The sequence below is a fragment of the Ruegeria sp. BC5 genome (assembly GCF_056539205.1).
Window position 1 is genome coordinate 58,803 of sequence record NZ_JBQFUN010000009.1, and the last position, 14,831, is coordinate 73,633.

19 protein-coding genes are annotated in these 14,831 nt (G+C 56.0%); 6 read left to right on the top strand and 13 right to left on the bottom strand.

Translation table 11 applies throughout. The annotated features are described in order from the left end of the window. Positions 1-30: 30 nt before the first annotated feature. Positions 31-663, top strand: coding sequence for a leucyl/phenylalanyl-tRNA--protein transferase (gene aat / locus ACR0LY_RS17460; protein WP_170351338.1), 633 nt, complete (start codon positions 31-33; stop codon positions 661-663). Here the strand turns inward: aat and ACR0LY_RS17465 are convergent. From ACR0LY_RS17465 to ACR0LY_RS17490, 6 genes are all read right to left on the bottom strand, one after another. After that, positions 618-986, bottom strand: a complete 369-nt coding sequence (locus ACR0LY_RS17465) for a DUF2155 domain-containing protein (RefSeq protein ID WP_170351339.1) — start codon at positions 984-986, stop codon at positions 618-620. The genes aat and ACR0LY_RS17465 overlap by 46 nt on opposite strands. Next, complete coding sequence (mlaD, locus tag ACR0LY_RS17470) at positions 983-1,435, bottom strand: outer membrane lipid asymmetry maintenance protein MlaD (protein ID WP_170351340.1); 453 nt, start codon at positions 1,433-1,435, stop codon at positions 983-985. The genes ACR0LY_RS17465 and mlaD overlap by 4 nt, the downstream gene beginning before the upstream one ends. Before the next feature lie 12 nt (positions 1,436-1,447). Next, positions 1,448-1,831: an NADH:ubiquinone oxidoreductase subunit NDUFA12 gene (locus tag ACR0LY_RS17475; protein WP_170351341.1), complete on the bottom strand. Its 384-nt coding sequence runs from the start codon at positions 1,829-1,831 to the stop codon at positions 1,448-1,450. An 80-nt stretch (positions 1,832-1,911) separates the two neighbouring features. Beyond that, positions 1,912-2,274, bottom strand: a complete 363-nt coding sequence (locus ACR0LY_RS17480) for a RidA family protein (RefSeq protein ID WP_170351342.1) — start codon at positions 2,272-2,274, stop codon at positions 1,912-1,914. A gap of 62 nt (positions 2,275-2,336) precedes the next feature. Next, positions 2,337-3,602, bottom strand: a complete 1,266-nt coding sequence (gene clpX, locus ACR0LY_RS17485; RefSeq protein ID WP_170351343.1) for an ATP-dependent Clp protease ATP-binding subunit ClpX — start codon at positions 3,600-3,602, stop codon at positions 2,337-2,339. Positions 3,603-3,736: 134 nt separating this feature from the next. Then, the gene (locus ACR0LY_RS17490) at positions 3,737-4,369 is read right to left on the bottom strand and encodes an ATP-dependent Clp protease proteolytic subunit (RefSeq protein WP_170326811.1); all 633 of its coding nucleotides are present in this window, start codon (positions 4,367-4,369) and stop codon (positions 3,737-3,739) included. Positions 4,370-4,679: 310 nt separating this feature from the next. Here ACR0LY_RS17490 and ACR0LY_RS17495 point away from each other — a divergent pair, with 310 nt between their 5' ends. Beyond that, complete coding sequence (locus tag ACR0LY_RS17495; RefSeq protein ID WP_170351344.1) at positions 4,680-5,021, top strand: ArsR/SmtB family transcription factor; 342 nt, start codon at positions 4,680-4,682, stop codon at positions 5,019-5,021. A gap of 12 nt (positions 5,022-5,033) precedes the next feature. Here ACR0LY_RS17495 and ACR0LY_RS17500 read toward each other — a convergent pair whose 3' ends face one another. Next, complete coding sequence (locus ACR0LY_RS17500; protein WP_170351345.1) at positions 5,034-6,095, bottom strand: zinc ABC transporter substrate-binding protein; 1,062 nt, start codon at positions 6,093-6,095, stop codon at positions 5,034-5,036. A gap of 95 nt (positions 6,096-6,190) precedes the next feature. Here ACR0LY_RS17500 and ACR0LY_RS17505 point away from each other — a divergent pair, with 95 nt between their 5' ends. The 4 genes from ACR0LY_RS17505 (at position 6,191) to ACR0LY_RS17520 (ending at position 8,423) form a co-directional block, all read left to right on the top strand. Further along, entirely contained in the window at positions 6,191-6,670 is a 480-nt protein-coding gene (locus ACR0LY_RS17505; RefSeq protein WP_170351346.1) for a Fur family transcriptional regulator, read from the top strand. Between the two features lie 26 nt (positions 6,671-6,696). Further along, positions 6,697-7,416, top strand: a complete 720-nt coding sequence (locus ACR0LY_RS17510) for an ATP-binding cassette domain-containing protein (RefSeq protein WP_254428622.1) — start codon at positions 6,697-6,699, stop codon at positions 7,414-7,416. Then, positions 7,416-8,210, top strand: coding sequence for a metal ABC transporter permease (locus ACR0LY_RS17515; protein WP_170351348.1), 795 nt, complete (start codon positions 7,416-7,418; stop codon positions 8,208-8,210). Before ACR0LY_RS17510 ends, ACR0LY_RS17515 begins: the two co-directional genes overlap by 1 nt. Before the next feature lie 75 nt (positions 8,211-8,285). Beyond that, positions 8,286-8,423 carry an entericidin A/B family lipoprotein gene (locus ACR0LY_RS17520; RefSeq protein WP_082643663.1) on the top strand — a complete coding sequence of 46 codons (138 nt, stop codon included), beginning with the start codon at positions 8,286-8,288 and terminating at the stop codon, positions 8,421-8,423. Between the two features lie 1,110 nt (positions 8,424-9,533). Here the strand turns inward: ACR0LY_RS17520 and ACR0LY_RS17525 are convergent. The 6 genes from ACR0LY_RS17525 to lepA form a co-directional block, all read right to left on the bottom strand. Further along, positions 9,534-9,983: a hypothetical protein gene (locus ACR0LY_RS17525; RefSeq protein ID WP_170351349.1), complete on the bottom strand. Its 450-nt coding sequence runs from the start codon at positions 9,981-9,983 to the stop codon at positions 9,534-9,536. Between the two features lie 178 nt (positions 9,984-10,161). Beyond that, positions 10,162-10,647 (bottom strand): hypothetical protein, encoded by a 486-nt coding sequence (locus ACR0LY_RS17530; RefSeq protein ID WP_170351350.1) that lies wholly within the window; start codon positions 10,645-10,647, stop codon positions 10,162-10,164. A gap of 131 nt (positions 10,648-10,778) precedes the next feature. Further along, entirely contained in the window at positions 10,779-10,958 is a 180-nt protein-coding gene (locus tag ACR0LY_RS17535; protein ID WP_170351351.1) for a CTP synthetase, read from the bottom strand. A 99-nt stretch (positions 10,959-11,057) separates the two neighbouring features. Further along, positions 11,058-11,378 (bottom strand): hypothetical protein, encoded by a 321-nt coding sequence (locus ACR0LY_RS17540; protein WP_170351352.1) that lies wholly within the window; start codon positions 11,376-11,378, stop codon positions 11,058-11,060. 631 nt (positions 11,379-12,009) lie between these two features. Further along, positions 12,010-12,909: a DUF2971 domain-containing protein gene (locus tag ACR0LY_RS17545; protein WP_170351353.1), complete on the bottom strand. Its 900-nt coding sequence runs from the start codon at positions 12,907-12,909 to the stop codon at positions 12,010-12,012. Next, positions 12,902-14,701 carry a translation elongation factor 4 gene (lepA, locus tag ACR0LY_RS17550; protein ID WP_170351354.1) on the bottom strand — a complete coding sequence of 600 codons (1,800 nt, stop codon included), beginning with the start codon at positions 14,699-14,701 and terminating at the stop codon, positions 12,902-12,904. The genes ACR0LY_RS17545 and lepA overlap by 8 nt, the downstream gene beginning before the upstream one ends. Positions 14,702-14,831: the final 130 nt, after the last annotated feature.

Genomic DNA, 14,831 nt, shown 5'->3' on the forward strand with positions numbered 1-14,831 from the left:
CTGCAATCCTTCGCCCTTCGAGCATTCCGCATGAGCCTTTCCCCGGAACTCTTACTACACGGCTATTCCATCGGTATTTTTCCGATGGCTGAAAACCGCGACGCACCAGAATTGTTCTGGGTTGATCCCAAGTTCCGCGGAGTCTTTCCCTTGGATGGATTCCACGTCTCGCGCAGTCTGACACGCCGCATCCGAAATTGCGGGTTCTCTGTCACCATAGATCAGGATTTTACCGGGGTGGTCGACGGCTGCGCAGATCGCGCCGACACCTGGATCAATACCGAACTTCGCGAGCTGTACATACAAGTTCATCAGTCAGGCTATGCGCATTCTCTGGAGATTTGGGAAAAGGATCAATTGGTTGGCGGTGTTTACGGCGTTACATTGGGGGCTGCATTCTTTGGGGAAAGCATGTTCTCACGCCGAACAGATGCGTCAAAAATCGCGCTGGCCTATCTGGTGGACCGACTGCGCCAAACCGGGTTTCGGCTGTTTGATACGCAGTTTCTGACAACTCATCTGGCGTCCTTGGGTGCAATCGAAATTCCGCGCTCGCAATACCGTCAGGAATTGGACGAGGCATTGAACGCCAACGCAGATTTTACCACGCCTTTGGTTCAGTCGCCCGAGGGTGTAATACAGCGGATCACCCAGACGTCATAGCGTGCATGATCCAGTGCGTTCAGGGCTGGAGACGTTGCAATCATCCAGCCGTCAAACAATTGATCCGACTTACCTTTTTCCCAGATCGTCAGATAGGCGAACGCATCACCTGTCGGGTTTTCGACAGGATAGCGGCAATCCCCCAATGCAACATCCAGACCGAATACCTCTCCGGTCTGACCGTTTTGCATTTCGACATCGACGGTTTGGCCGCTGACTTTGTCCAGGCCCCGCAGGATTGCTCCGGGGGCGGATTGAACCTTTTCCTGAGCTGATGCGCCAGAGGCGACCAGCAGCGCAGCGATCAGGGCGAAACGCCTCATTCGCCGCTATCCCCGGCCACGAATTTGACCAGTAGTGAGATCAGGCTCACCGCGCCTTGGGTATCTTCGACCTGATCGCCCGGCTCGAAATAGAAAGGCGAACCACCGGGCATCACCTCAACGAAATTGCCGCCCAGCAGCCCTTCGGAAGAGATCACGATGGCGCTGTCATCAGGCACCAGAATACCGTCCCGGATCGTGAATGTCGTGTCCGCACGATAGGTGTCTGCGTTTAGGGTAACACCGGTTACCGTGCCGATCTTGACCCCGGCCAGACGTACATCCGTGCCGACACCGACACCTTCCAGCGACCGGAAGGAGGCCCCCAGTTGATACCCTTCACCGCCTTGCGACAGACCGGTGGATTGGCTCGCATAGACGCCAAAGGCAACGGCACAGGCCAATACGGCCCCGCCGACAAGAACTTCGGTCACATTGTAAGTAGACATTGCTCGCCTCGTTTATTCCGGGCTCCAGGCCTCGTAATCTTTGCGCTCGATCGGATCTTGCCGACGCAGAGATCCCGCGGGTGCATAAGCCAGTGCGGTACCCGTCAGGTTTTCTTGATGGGGCTTTTCCCAGGATTTGTGCTGTAACGGTTTGTCGGTTGGCGGCTCGTCCCAGGTACGGTGCAGCCAACCGTGCCAATCCGGATCGATCCGGCTTGCCTCGGCTTCGCCGTTGAAAATCACCCAGCGCTTACTGTCATCGGCGTTTTGGTAGAACACGTTGCCTTCGTTGTCCTCACCGACCATGACGCCCTTGCGCGCGGTATAAATCTGCGTGTTCAGAGTGGCCCCGTTCCACCAGGTTACGGCCCGCAATAGCGTGTTCAGGATTCCCATCGGCTGCCTCCGGCATTTCTGTCCCCCGCAGATATGGACCAAAGGCACGCCAAGGTCCAGTGTCACAAAGGTTGCACTCACTATTCCGGCAAATAAGCCGTTACTTCGATTTCGATCCGGAACTTCGGATCAATCAAACCGCATTCGATCATGGATGTGGCCGGAGGGTTTTCTCCGAAATACTCTCGCAAAATCGGCCAGCAGGGTTCAAATTCGGCACGGTCCGGCAGCATGTATGTTACGCGAACAACATCAGCAAAGCTGGCCCCAGCCTCGCTCAGGGCTTTTTCGATTGTCACCAGTGCTGCACGACATTGTTGGGTCACATCATCGCCCTGCCCGACCGTCCCAGCCACATGAACCCAGTCACCGGCTACCACCGCACGGCAGTAGCCTATTTTGGCTTCGAATTCTCCGCCCGAGGAGATACGTTTGATCGTCATGATGCCTCCAAAAGAAAACGGCGCGGTCCATGCCGCGCCGTGTTTGCTAATTCGTTTTGAACTTAACCGGCCGAGGCAGATTCCGCCGCGTCCGCGTAGATAATCAGCGGCTGCTTGTCGGACGACACAGCCTCTTCGTTGACCACAACCTCGGTCACGTTTTTCATGCCGGGCAGTTCGAACATCGTATCCAGCAGGATGTCCTCGAGGATCGAGCGCAGCCCGCGCGCGCCGGTCTTACGTTCGATGGCCTTCTTGGCAATCGCCTTCAGCGCGTCGTCGGTAAACGCCAGCTCGGCATCTTCCAGTTCGAACAGGCGCTGATATTGTTTGACCAGAGCGTTCTTGGGCTTGGTCAGAATGGTAACCAGCGCGTCCTCATCCAGATCTTCCAGCGTTGCCAAAACCGGCAGACGACCGACAAATTCCGGGATCAGACCGAATTTCAGCAGATCTTCGGGCTCCAGATCTTTGAAAATTTCGCCCACACCGCGTTCATCATTGTCACGTACGTCAGCACCAAAGCCCATGGCCGAGCCCTTGCCACGTTGCGCGATGATCTTGTCCAGACCCGCAAACGCACCACCGCAAATGAACAGGATATTCGTCGTGTCCACCTGCAGGAATTCCTGCTGCGGATGCTTACGACCACCTTGCGGCGGAACACTGGCCACGGTGCCTTCCATCAGTTTCAGCAGCGCCTGCTGAACGCCTTCGCCCGACACATCGCGCGTGATCGACGGGTTTTCGGACTTGCGTGTAATCTTGTCGACTTCATCGATATATACGATGCCGCGCTGCGCGCGTTCGACATTGTATTCGCTGGCTTGCAGCAGTTTGAGAATGATATTCTCGACATCCTCACCCACGTAACCGGCTTCGGTCAGCGTGGTGGCATCTGCCATGGTGAACGGTACGTCCAGAATTCGAGCCAATGTCTGCGCCAGCAAGGTTTTACCGCAACCGGTTGGGCCGATCAGAAGGATGTTGGATTTCGCCAACTCAATATCGCCACCCGCCTTTTGGGCGTGGTTCAAACGCTTGTAGTGGTTGTGAACCGCAACCGACAGAACCCGTTTGGCCGTCGCCTGACCGATCACATAGTCGTCCAAAACCTCGCAGATATCTTTCGGTGTCGGAACCCCGTCCGAGGACTTCAGACCGCTGGCCTTGGTTTCCTCGCGGATGATGTCCATGCACAGTTCGACGCATTCATCGCAGATAAACACGGTCGGTCCGGCAATCAGCTTGCGCACCTCATGCTGGCTCTTGCCGCAGAAGCTACAGTAGAGCGTGTTCTTGCCGTCACCGCCTGAATTCGTCGCCATGTTCTACCTTTCGGGCTTCGTCCCTGCGGCCCATCCTGAACCGCGCTTGCCACCTGTTGGTGCAGCTTAGGCCAGCACCGAGACGGCTACAATCTCAAAATGCGCCCCCGCACCACCGGCCCGGGGGCTTAAACTCAGGCCTCGTCGCCGTCCAATTTGGCGCGGTTTTCAACGATTTCGTCGATGTGACCCCAATCTTTCGCCTCTTCCGGGCTCATGAAATTGTCACGATCAAGTGCTTTTTCAACTGCCTTTTTGGTCTGGCCCGTATGACGCACGTATATGTCATAAAGGCGATCCTTCAGTTTCTGTGTCTCGGCTGCGTGAATCATGATGTCGCTGGCCTGACCCTGATACCCGCCGCTGGGCTGGTGGACCATGATGCGGCTGTTGGGCAGCGAAAACCGCATGCCTTTTTCGCCACCAGCCAGCAAAACCGACCCCATCGAGGCCGCCTGACCGATTACCAATGTCGAACATTTCGGCTTGATATACTGCATTGTGTCGTAAATCGACAAACCCGAGGTCACCACTCCACCTGGCGAGTTGATGTAGATCGAGATCTCTTTGCTGGGGTTTTCCGCCTCAAGATGCAGCAGCTGCGCCACGACAAGATGGCTCATCCCGTCATGGATCGGGCCGTTGATGAAAATGATCCGCTCTTTCAAAAGGCGCGAGAAAATATCGTAGGCCCGTTCGCCCCGGCTGGTCTGCTCGACCACCATTGGGACGAGCGTATTCATATAGGTATCAACTGGATCGAACATTCTGAACCTGCCTGCTTTGCTATGGATCGGGACATTACCCGAAGAAACGTTACCCGAGTCTTAGTGTCGCCATCGGGGGGCTGCAAGGGGGACCGGATACTTCACCCCCTATCGCCGTGTTTTAAGGCCCAATCCCGCTGTCGCCAAAGTTATCGCGGTGATGTCCATCAAATCTCATCGCTGTCACATCACATCATTTTGATCCGTGCATATGGAAATACATGATCATAATATGTAACCAAACATAACGCGTATCGGATCCGCTCAAAACAACACCCACCCCGCTTACGCGTAGAAAAGGAAACAAACGATGGCCCTTCCCCAGCTTTCGCAAAATATGCCTCCCGAGTCGTTCGACAAGATGGTCAACAACGCGACGCGCGCGTCGAATTTTCTGAAAGCCATCAGCCATGAGGGTCGCCTGATGATCCTGTGCCACCTGGTGTCTGGCGAAAAATCCGTGACCGAATTGGAAGAATTGTTATCGGCGCGTCAGGCTGCCGTGTCCCAGCAATTGTCGCGCCTGCGCCTTGAGGGGCTGGTGACGCCCCGCCGCGAGGGCAAGGCGATCTATTATCGTCTGGCGGATGACCGCCCGCGCCGCATGCTGGAACTTGTCTACGACATGTTCTGTGGCGAGGAAAAAGGCTGAACTTTCAGCTTTTTACGATCCGTTGGCACAGGCCTGATAACCGTCGACCAATGCGCGCAGCAAATCCGTATATTGATCTGCGCCAGGGTTAAGGGCCACGCCGATCGGATCCAGATGATAGATTGCGGCGCCCGTTCCCTCAATCGCAGTTTTCACCAAACGAGTGTCGTATTGCGGTTCCGCAAAGGCGCAGACGATCTGATCTTCGGTAACTTTTTCCTGCAGGGCGGCCAGACGCGCGGGTCCCGGCGCCGAGGCGTCGCCCAAGCTGACGGATCCAGAGGTTTCCAAGCCAAAGCGCTTTTCGAAATACTGATAGGCATCATGGAATGTGATGAAGCTGCGTGCCTGCATGCCGCTTAAATCAGCAGCTATTTCATCCTGCAAGCCAGCCAGTTCGGCATCGGCGGCCTGTGCATTGTCTCGATACTGTTGCGCGTTTTCCGGATCAGCGGTCGCCAGAGATTCCGCGATTACCTGAATCCAAACCCGCGCATTTTCAGGGTCCAACCAGGCATGCGGATCAATTCCGTCATGGTCATGACCGTGATCGTCGTGGCCTGCGTGCCCTTCTTCGTGGTCGTCGTGGCCTTCATGTTTGTCTTCGGCATGATCGTCATGACCATCATGATCGTCGTGGTCGTCATGATCAGAATGGTCGTCATGCTTGGCGTGGTCATCGTGATCATCGTGATCATCATGATGATCCTCTTCATGACCCTCTTCGGTAACATCGCGAAAATCGTACAGAACTGTTCCATCTGTATCCAGCAAAGTCACAAGCTGCGCATCCTCGGACAATGCACTCAGTGGCTTGGCCATCCAGGGAGTCAGCTCTTCGCCGACCCAGAACACCACATCCGCCGATTGCAATGCACGCGCCTGAGAAGGCCGCATCGCGTTACTGTGCGGCGAAGCACCCGGCGGGATGATCAGATCTGGCGATCCTACCCCATCCATGACGCGTGCCACCAAGGAATGAACCGGAGCAATATCAGTGGCGACCTTTGGGGCTTCGGCTGCAGCTTGACCTGCCAATCCGGCACCAATTACATAAAGGGAAAAACGGATCATGCGCACTCCAAGATGATATGTTATCACATTCTTTGGGCGCTTGATAAGCCTGGTGTTATAACATATCAAGCAGAAAATACCCGGAGCGCGTCACCATGAGTACAGTTGGCTTCAGACAACACGACCACACGCATTGCGTTCATACAGCTCTGGCTCAGGCCGACGCAAAGTGCAAAGCGCAGCGCCTGCAATTCACACCGGTCAGGCGCCGCGTACTTGAGATTCTGCTGGAAAAACATCGGGCAATGGGTGCCTACGACATCCTCAGCGTCCTGTCCGCCGAGGGGATGGGTTCGCAACCGCCCGTGGCTTATCGCGCACTGGATTTTCTGGTGCAGAACGGGTTTGTCCACCGGATCGAACAACTGAACGCCTATACCGCCTGCGCCCACCCGACCCATGACCATGTTCCGGCCTTCCTGATCTGCCGATCCTGCAAAGCTGTAGCCGAAACTGAAACCGAGCTGACGCAGGGGCGTTTGGGCGCTGCGGCCAGCACCTCGGGGTTTCGCATCGAGCGGGTTGTGGTCGAAGCCGAAGGTCTGTGCCCAGAATGCATTGGGGATCAACCGTGACAAAAACGCTGATCTCTCTGAAGGACATGTCCATTCGCGTGGATGGCCGAACCATTCTTGAACATGTGAACGCCTCGGTTTCCGAAGGCGAGATTGTCACGATTGTCGGACCAAACGGATCGGGCAAATCGACCCTTCTGCGCGCGATGATTGGTGCGGTCTCTCCTGCCCAAGGCACCGTGCAACGCGCGCCAGGCCTGCGTATCGGTTATGTACCCCAGAAACTGGCGCTTGATGCGGCCCTGCCGATGACAGTCCAGCGGTTTCTAGGTCTTCCCAAGCGCATCTCGGCCCGCGACGCCGTCAATGCATTAGACATTGCCGGGGTCCCCGACCTTCGCAGCAGGCAAATGACGAAACTGTCCGGCGGCCAGTTTCAACGCGTTCTTCTGGCGCGTGCTTTGCTGGAAAATCCGCAACTGCTGCTATTGGACGAGGCGACACAAGGGCTTGATCAACCCGGTGCGGCTGCGTTCTACCAACGGATTGAGCAGGTTCGCCGCGAATTGGGCTGCGCGGTCGTGATGGTCAGCCACGACCTGCATGTGGTCATGGCGGCCTCGGACCGAGTGCTGTGTCTGAACGGACATATTTGCTGTGAAGGTTCGCCCAACACTGTCGCTGACGCACCTGAATACCGGGCATTGTTCGGCAGCGGCACCAAGGGCACCATGGCTTTGTATCAACATAAGCACAGCCATTCCCACCATCACGATCACCATCACGCACAGGACAATACCAACTGATGCTGGACGATTTTATGGTACGCGCCGCCCTTGCAGGGGTTGGCGTTGCAATTGCGGCGGCCCCTCTGGGTTGTTTCGTGGTTTGGCGTCGCATGGCTTATCTGGGCGAGGCGACCGCGCATGCCTCGGTTTTGGGGGTTGCGCTGGCGCTTGCGTTTTCGCTGCCCTTCCTGCCAGCTATTGTCGCTGCCGCTTTGGCCATGGGTCTGACCGTGACGCTGCTGCGTGGTAAGGGTTTTGCCATGGACACGTTGCTGGGCGTCATCGCCCATACTGCACTGGCAGCCGGATTGGTCACCGTAGCCTTGTTGGCGGATGTCCGACTGGATCTGAACGCCTTTTTGTTCGGCGACATCCTAGCCGTCACCAAAACCGATTTGACGACAATCTGGGTTGGCGGCACATTGATCCTTGCCCTAATGATCTGGAGGTGGTCAGCCTTGTTGGTGGCCACGCTCAACCCGGACCTGGCCTACGCCTCAGATATCGACCCAAAGCGCGAAGAAATGTGGCTGACCGTTGCCATGGCTCTGGTCGTGGCCGTTGCAATCAAGGTGGTTGGCGTTCTTTTGATCGCAGCCTTGCTGGTAATCCCTGCGGCGGGTGCGCGGTCTTTGGTCAGAACACCCGAAGCCATGGCGTTCTACGCCGCGATCATAGGCTCTGTGGCCGCATTGGGCGGGCTGTGGGGCGCGTATCTGGCCGACACGCCAGCCGGGCCCAGCATCGTTTGTGCGGCGGCTTTGATCTTTGTTGCAACCGCGCTGCTTGGTCCGTTGATCCGCAAGGAATAATACGGGACCCAAAGCTCTGGTTCCGTTCGGGAAAAACTGCTACGCAACACATAACTGACACAAATGGAGACACCGATGACCCGTGCAATTCTGATTGGCCTGGCCCTGTTCACCCTCACCGCTTGTGAAACCGCAAAGGGCGCTGGCAAAGACATCGAGAAAGCAGGCGACGCGATTCAAGGCGCGGCCACGGACGTGCAGGAAAACCTGTAAACCACTCCATTTATTGCTGGGTCGAGGCAGGAACCGCAACATATAGTTGATACCGGCCACGATCCACAGTAAACTGCGGATCACAGGTGCATAGACGCGGTATTGCATTTCTGACAACACGACGGGGTTCTTGTGTACACACAAGAACCCCGTTCCCTTTTTTAAAGGGGATAGAGTGGCAGTCTGTTTCAAGCCAATGTCCGGCAAAAGGAAAAGGCGTCAGGTGCGCAGACGCGGTCCATGCATGCATCCTTGCGGATACTCCTGACGCCTTGCCGGGTCGACACGTCCGAGGAACGTCCCGAGCCAGTTGCCCCGGCCCCCTAAAGGGCCAAAGCCGCTGCGTCGTACCTGCTGGCACCACACAGCACGCGCCGACCTTCTGAGAGGGTAATCGCCTGATCCAAATTCGAAACCTAGATCAGCCATTTGCCCACCGGTAAATCATTGCAACGAAAAACAAATCCTAAAATCCGCTCTCATCGCTCTGACCCCCTGGCCTTTGCGCCCCGCTTAGGTTCCGAAGAACCGTTGCAGTAATCAGACTGTTACATTCGGACCTGTCTCGAACAAGAAAATAGCACTGCAGCATGAAAATTAGACGGGGATAAGATGTTGATATGTGCCGGGAAGCTTATGTGGATAACTCTGGAAACTTCGAAGTGCCACTGGCTTGGCGGTGGAAAAATAAAATCATCCGACAATAACGCAATTTTGCAGTCTTTCTGCGAGTGCAAAGGCCATTAATCGGTCAAATTAGTAACAACCGTGAGATTCACCGATCCCCAGAGGCAAGTTTCCAAGAATCGATCCCACTTTTCGCAGCGGACATAATGTGAGTTTTGGGTCGAGCGCCATTGCCCACTTTCTGCAATACCGCGCTGAAGGATCGCGAAACCCGGCTGGCCTGTACCGAGGAACGCCGCTTTTGGGCATAGACCAATCCGAGCCCTGTCGCAGGTGGCACCATCACCGCCCGACCCGCCCCCTCACCGAGGGGATCATAGTTCCGCTTTTTGAGAAGCGCTCCGACCCGATCAGGATTACCTATTACGTGCTGCAACAAACCGCAGCCAGTACCCCCTACAGACCGATCGGGCCAGAAACGCTTCAGTTCACCTGACGTTCCAGAACGGTGCTGTAAGTCGTTCCGTTACGCAGGCTACGGAAATCCGCATAGATCTTTCCATCTTCGTACCGGGCGTCGATCAACGCGTTTGCGCCGATGATCATGGGCGAGGTTTCGATGATCCCGATACTTCCCGAACCGTCCAGGCTGATGGTGCCAGTGGCCTCATTTTCGTTCCACTCGGCATCGCCTTCGCGACGCCATTTGCTGGGACCCCAGAACACGTTGTCTTCCTGAATCTGGACATCCAACATCCATTCAGCCTGATTGAACCTGGGCTCATCGCCGCGTTGATAATGGCTTGGTGAAACGGTTGTGTACGAGCCCAACCAGGTACCGCGCAGATCCGGCGCGGTATCAGCCAGCGCGGCCGTACCAAGGGTGAGGGTCGTGGCCAGAGCGGCTGCTCCGGCAGTCATGTATCTGGTCATTGGCTCTCTCCTTCTGTCGGGCCGATGCTGGCCTGCTCAACAGATTGGAAGGGCGCGATCCAGTTACAACTTACCTGAGGGAAACTTCATGATTGGTTCATGGACCCCTTAGACATCCACAGCGAACGGGGGCACGTCAAACCCCGCACCCCTGTCGCAAGCCTTTGTGAAGATTGATCTATTCGATTGTGATACTACCTGTGATCGTATTCACAAACTTCTTCGTGTCAGGATCGGTCAGCGACGAAAAACTCCCGCCCCCGGTTGCGCTGGCCCAACTGCCCGAACCGCCCGAGACGGTCCAGTCGCCCGTCAAAGCCCCATCCGCACCAAGGCCCGTGGCCGTCCAGGTCATCACCGCCTTATCGCCCGAGGTGGTATCGAACACACAATTCCCGGTGCCCGAGACCGCAGCCCCGTTGACCAGCAGCGCACCGAAGCACGAACCCGTTGCCCCCTCCAGCGGGTGCCCGGCGGTGACTTCGAAACTGTCATAGTCGGTCTGCGTTTTGACCACGGCGTTCCCGTCCGAGATGCCATAGACCTGGTTCGCGTTCGTCCCCATGCCCTTGGCTGCGGCGTCATAGGTCTCGGCCTGGGCCAAACCTGCGGACAAGCCTAGGGTCAGAACTGTGGCTGCGGTCGTCGTTAAGAATTTGTGCATAATAACCTCTCATTTCTGAGGGTCATGCGTTGCAGGCACCCGAAGAATAAAGCCGCCCAAACGCGGTCCCCCGCGGACACAATAACAGATTGAGATGTGTGCGTCTAAAACGGGGAACTATGCACCACGGATCAGCTTTCGAGCTTGCGAGCCACCAGATACGAAACCGGGAACGCCGCGACAAACCCCACGACAGCTGCGACCAGAATATGCGTCGCCGACGTGTAACCCATTGCCAAAACCGCAATTACTGCGGACCCGGCAAAGGTGGAACCAAGAAAGATGTGAAGGATCAGCATCAGGGTCAGCATAGGGTGCCTCGTTTTTCCAGTCTGTTTGCGCGCACCTTAAAACCAAGCTTGAGGGTGATCCTTGATCTGGGTCAGAATAAGTGCAAGTTCGAGGCGCGATCAGGCCCATGCCAAGGCCGTGCCGACCAGGACAAGACCAATCCCGGCGACTTCGCGACCAGAGAAGTTTTCGCCGAACAGGAAGTAAGAGGCGATGGCGATCAGGATGACCTCGGCCCCCAGAATGCCGGTATAGATGATGCCCAGCCGTTCGTTACGCAGCGCGGCAAGCTCCAGCGTTGCTCCAGCCAGCAGGGTTGCCACAATCAGCAGGCCGAGGCCCACGCCGGGGAGTTTCCACCAGAACTTCATCGCGATCATGGCCACGGAATAGAGACCCGCCGACCCGAGGGCGATAAGGGGGATCATGGATGCGGACATTTGGGCCTCCTGCAGAGGGTTCCGTTGGGTCAAGTGTAGCAGGAGGGTGCGGTTGGGGCTGTGAGGTGGGTCACAGTGTGGGTGATGGGTTGAAAACCCATCCTACGTAGGGTGGGTTTTCAACCCACCAATCCACCCGTAGAGCGGGTTTCAGCTCGCCATCTCCATCCGATTAATGCGCGTTGGTTCGGCCAGGCGAATGGCGGGCTGAAGCCCGCCCTACGGTTTCCGTTTGAAGAGATACAGGTAGGATGCACCTACAATTACGGCAGAACAAATTGTATCGGCGATGTACCACGGTTCATAACGTGTCCAGCGGTAGGCAACGACGCCAACCACCCAAAGGCACACGAGAGCGAATTCGATTTTGGGGTTATTCCTGAACATACTCGCGAAACGTTCGATCTCTTTGTCTGGAATTGCAACCGGTAGTGTAGACGGCCAATCAGCAGAGCTGAGGGCAGCGCCGGCCCAAGGGGAGGCGCAAACGCGCCGCCCGTTTTGCCGGAGGCAAACCTACGGTTTGAAGGGGGCGGGTCAGCGCGGCCCGGCTGTGCCGCCGGGTGGAACGTCAATCACCTGCGGTTTTTGTTAATTAGCCCACTGAAGTGAGTTCATCCAAGATGGTTGGTCAAGCAAACTCAAGATCATACGAATGTTTTGAGAGCGCTAAATTCCTGATTTCTACATCTGAGCCAATGCGAGACATCAAAAACACTTTGAGTCGTTCGCTGGCATTGGCACCAAGCACAATGGACTTTAGTTGGTAAGGTGCAATCGAATTGTAACCCGCGGAATCACCTTGTGTTTTCAAAGCCCTCCACTCGCATTCACGATCCCACTCTTTAGACTTTGACAGCACCAGAGCATCATTAACCATAGTTGCTTCTTTACTCGAAACGGCTAGAGTTCGATGCTTTGGTGGATTCGCTCGGCGACTACTATTGATCAACCAACGGATAGCTTGAACTGTCGTCAAGGTTGGGCGGCTTTCCAAGTATTCTACTTTGGCAACGACTTTCCTAGCCGCAGCCAAATCCTCATTTTCGCAAGAAAACTCATAACAAAAGGACTGATGAGATGCAGAATAGTACGCCCACATCAGAGAACTAAAAGGATTGGCCGTAAAACAACAGATCGTTTGCCGTTCCCGCGCCTCGCCCAAAAGCTCACGAATATTGGTTTTGAAGCGCTCTGCATCAAAGTATGCATCTCTAACTTTATTTTTCTGGAAACCTAAATTATTGGCTCCAACTGCGAGATTTCCTCCAGAAATCATTGCGTTTCTACCGTATTCCCTTTGAAACGCCTTCAATAACTGTTGTATCTCCACTCGCCTAGAATCGACGAGCACAGGCAAAGTGTCAAATGGATCATTTTGGCTATTTAAGGACGAAAACCAAACACACCCATTTTGGGCGGCCTCCAATTCATCCTCTAACCGAGCACGCTTTTCTGGGTCTTCCAAATCGCGATCTGTGTAACCGCGATGCCGATACATTACATTTGGCGGATAACCAGAATTATCCATCCATCTTCAACGCAGAGATGAATGCCTCTTGCGGGATATCCACCTTCCCGAACTGGCGCATCTTTTTCTTACCCGCCTTCTGCTTATCCAGCAGTTTGCGTTTCCGCGTGGCGTCGCCTCCGTAACACTTCGCGGTCACGTCCTTGCGCAGCGCCGAGAGGGTCTCGCGGGCGATGACCTTGCCTCCGATGGCGGCCTGGATCGGGATTTTGAACATGTGGCGCGGGATCAGGTCCTTGAGCTTTTCGCACATTGCCCGGCCCCGCATCTCGGCCCGGTCGCGGTGAACCATGGTCGACAGCGCGTCGACCGGTTCGTCATTCACCAGCACCGACATCTTGACCAGATTATCCTCGGTATAGCCGGTCATCTGATAGTCGAAGCTGGCATAGCCCTTGGTCACCGATTTCAGGCGGTCGTAGAAGTCAAAGACAACCTCGTTCAGCGGCAGGTCATAGACGACCATGGCGCGGGAACCCGCATAGGTCAGGTCCAGCTGGATGCCGCGGCGGTCCTGGCAGAGTTTCAGCACATCGCCGAGGTATTCGTCAGGCACCAGAATGGTCGCCTTGATGCGCGGTTCCTCGATATGGTCGACCTTGGATGGGTCGGGCATGTCGGCGGGGTTGTGCAGCTCGATCATCTCGCCGTCTTTCATATAGACGTGATAGATCACCGACGGCGCGGTGGTGATGAGCTCGATATCATATTCGCGCTCGATACGGTCGCGGATGACCTCAAGGTGCAGAAGGCCCAGGAAGCCGCAGCGGAAGCCAAAACCAAGGGCTGCCGAGGTTTCCATTTCGAAGCTAAAGCTGGCATCGTTCAGGGCCAGTTTGTCGATCGCGTCGCGCAGGTCTTCGAATTCGGAACTGTCGACGGGGAAAAGACCACAGAACACCACCGGCTGCGCGGGTTTGAAGCCTGTCAGGGCCTCTTCGGTGCCGTTACGGTCATTGGTGATGGTGTCACCGACGCGGGTGTCGCGGACCTGTTTGATCGAAGCGGTCAGGAAGCCGATCTCACCGGGGCCGAGGCTGTCGACCATCTCCATCTCGGGGCGGAAGACACCGACGCGGTCGACATGGTGCAGGGTGTTGTTCGACATGAACTTGACCCGCATGCCCTTTTTCAGCGTGCCGTCCATGATACGGACCAGAACGATGACGCCCAGATAGGCGTCGTACCAGGAATCCACCAGCATCGCCTTGAGCGGTGCATCCAGATTGCCCTGCGGTGCGGGCAGTTGCTGCACGATGGCTTCCAGCGTCTCGTGGATGCCCTGCCCCGTCTTGGCGCTGACCTGAATGGCGTCGGTCGCGTCGATGCCGATGACGTCTTCGATCTGTTCGGCCACGCGGTCACAATCGGACGCGGGCAGATCGATCTTGTTCAGCACCGGCACGATCTCATGATCGGCGTCGATGGCCTGATAGACGTTCGCCAGCGTCTGCGCCTCGACCCCTTGAGTCGAGTCCACAACCAGTAGCGAGCCCTCGACCGCGCGCATGGACCGGCTGACCTCATAGGCGAAGTCCACGTGGCCGGGGGTGTCGATCAGGTTCAGCACGTATTGCTCGCCATTGTCGGCGGTATAGTCGATGCGGACCGTGTTGGCCTTGATGGTGATGCCACGCTCGCGTTCGATATCCATGCTGTCGAGCAGCTGTTCCTTCATGTCGCGATCCTTGACCGTTCCGGTCTCTTGGATGAGCCGGTCAGCAAGAGTGGATTTGCCATGGTCGATATGCGCGACGATGGAGAAATTGCGGATATGAGCGAGGTCTGTCATGGGTTGGGATATGTCCGGAGATTTGGGTCTCGTCAAGCCGTGAAGCGTTGCAGCATAGGCGCGCAGTGGGTCTTTCTACCTAAATGCATTTACCCAGTATTTGCGAACGGATAGGATTATGCCGTTGATT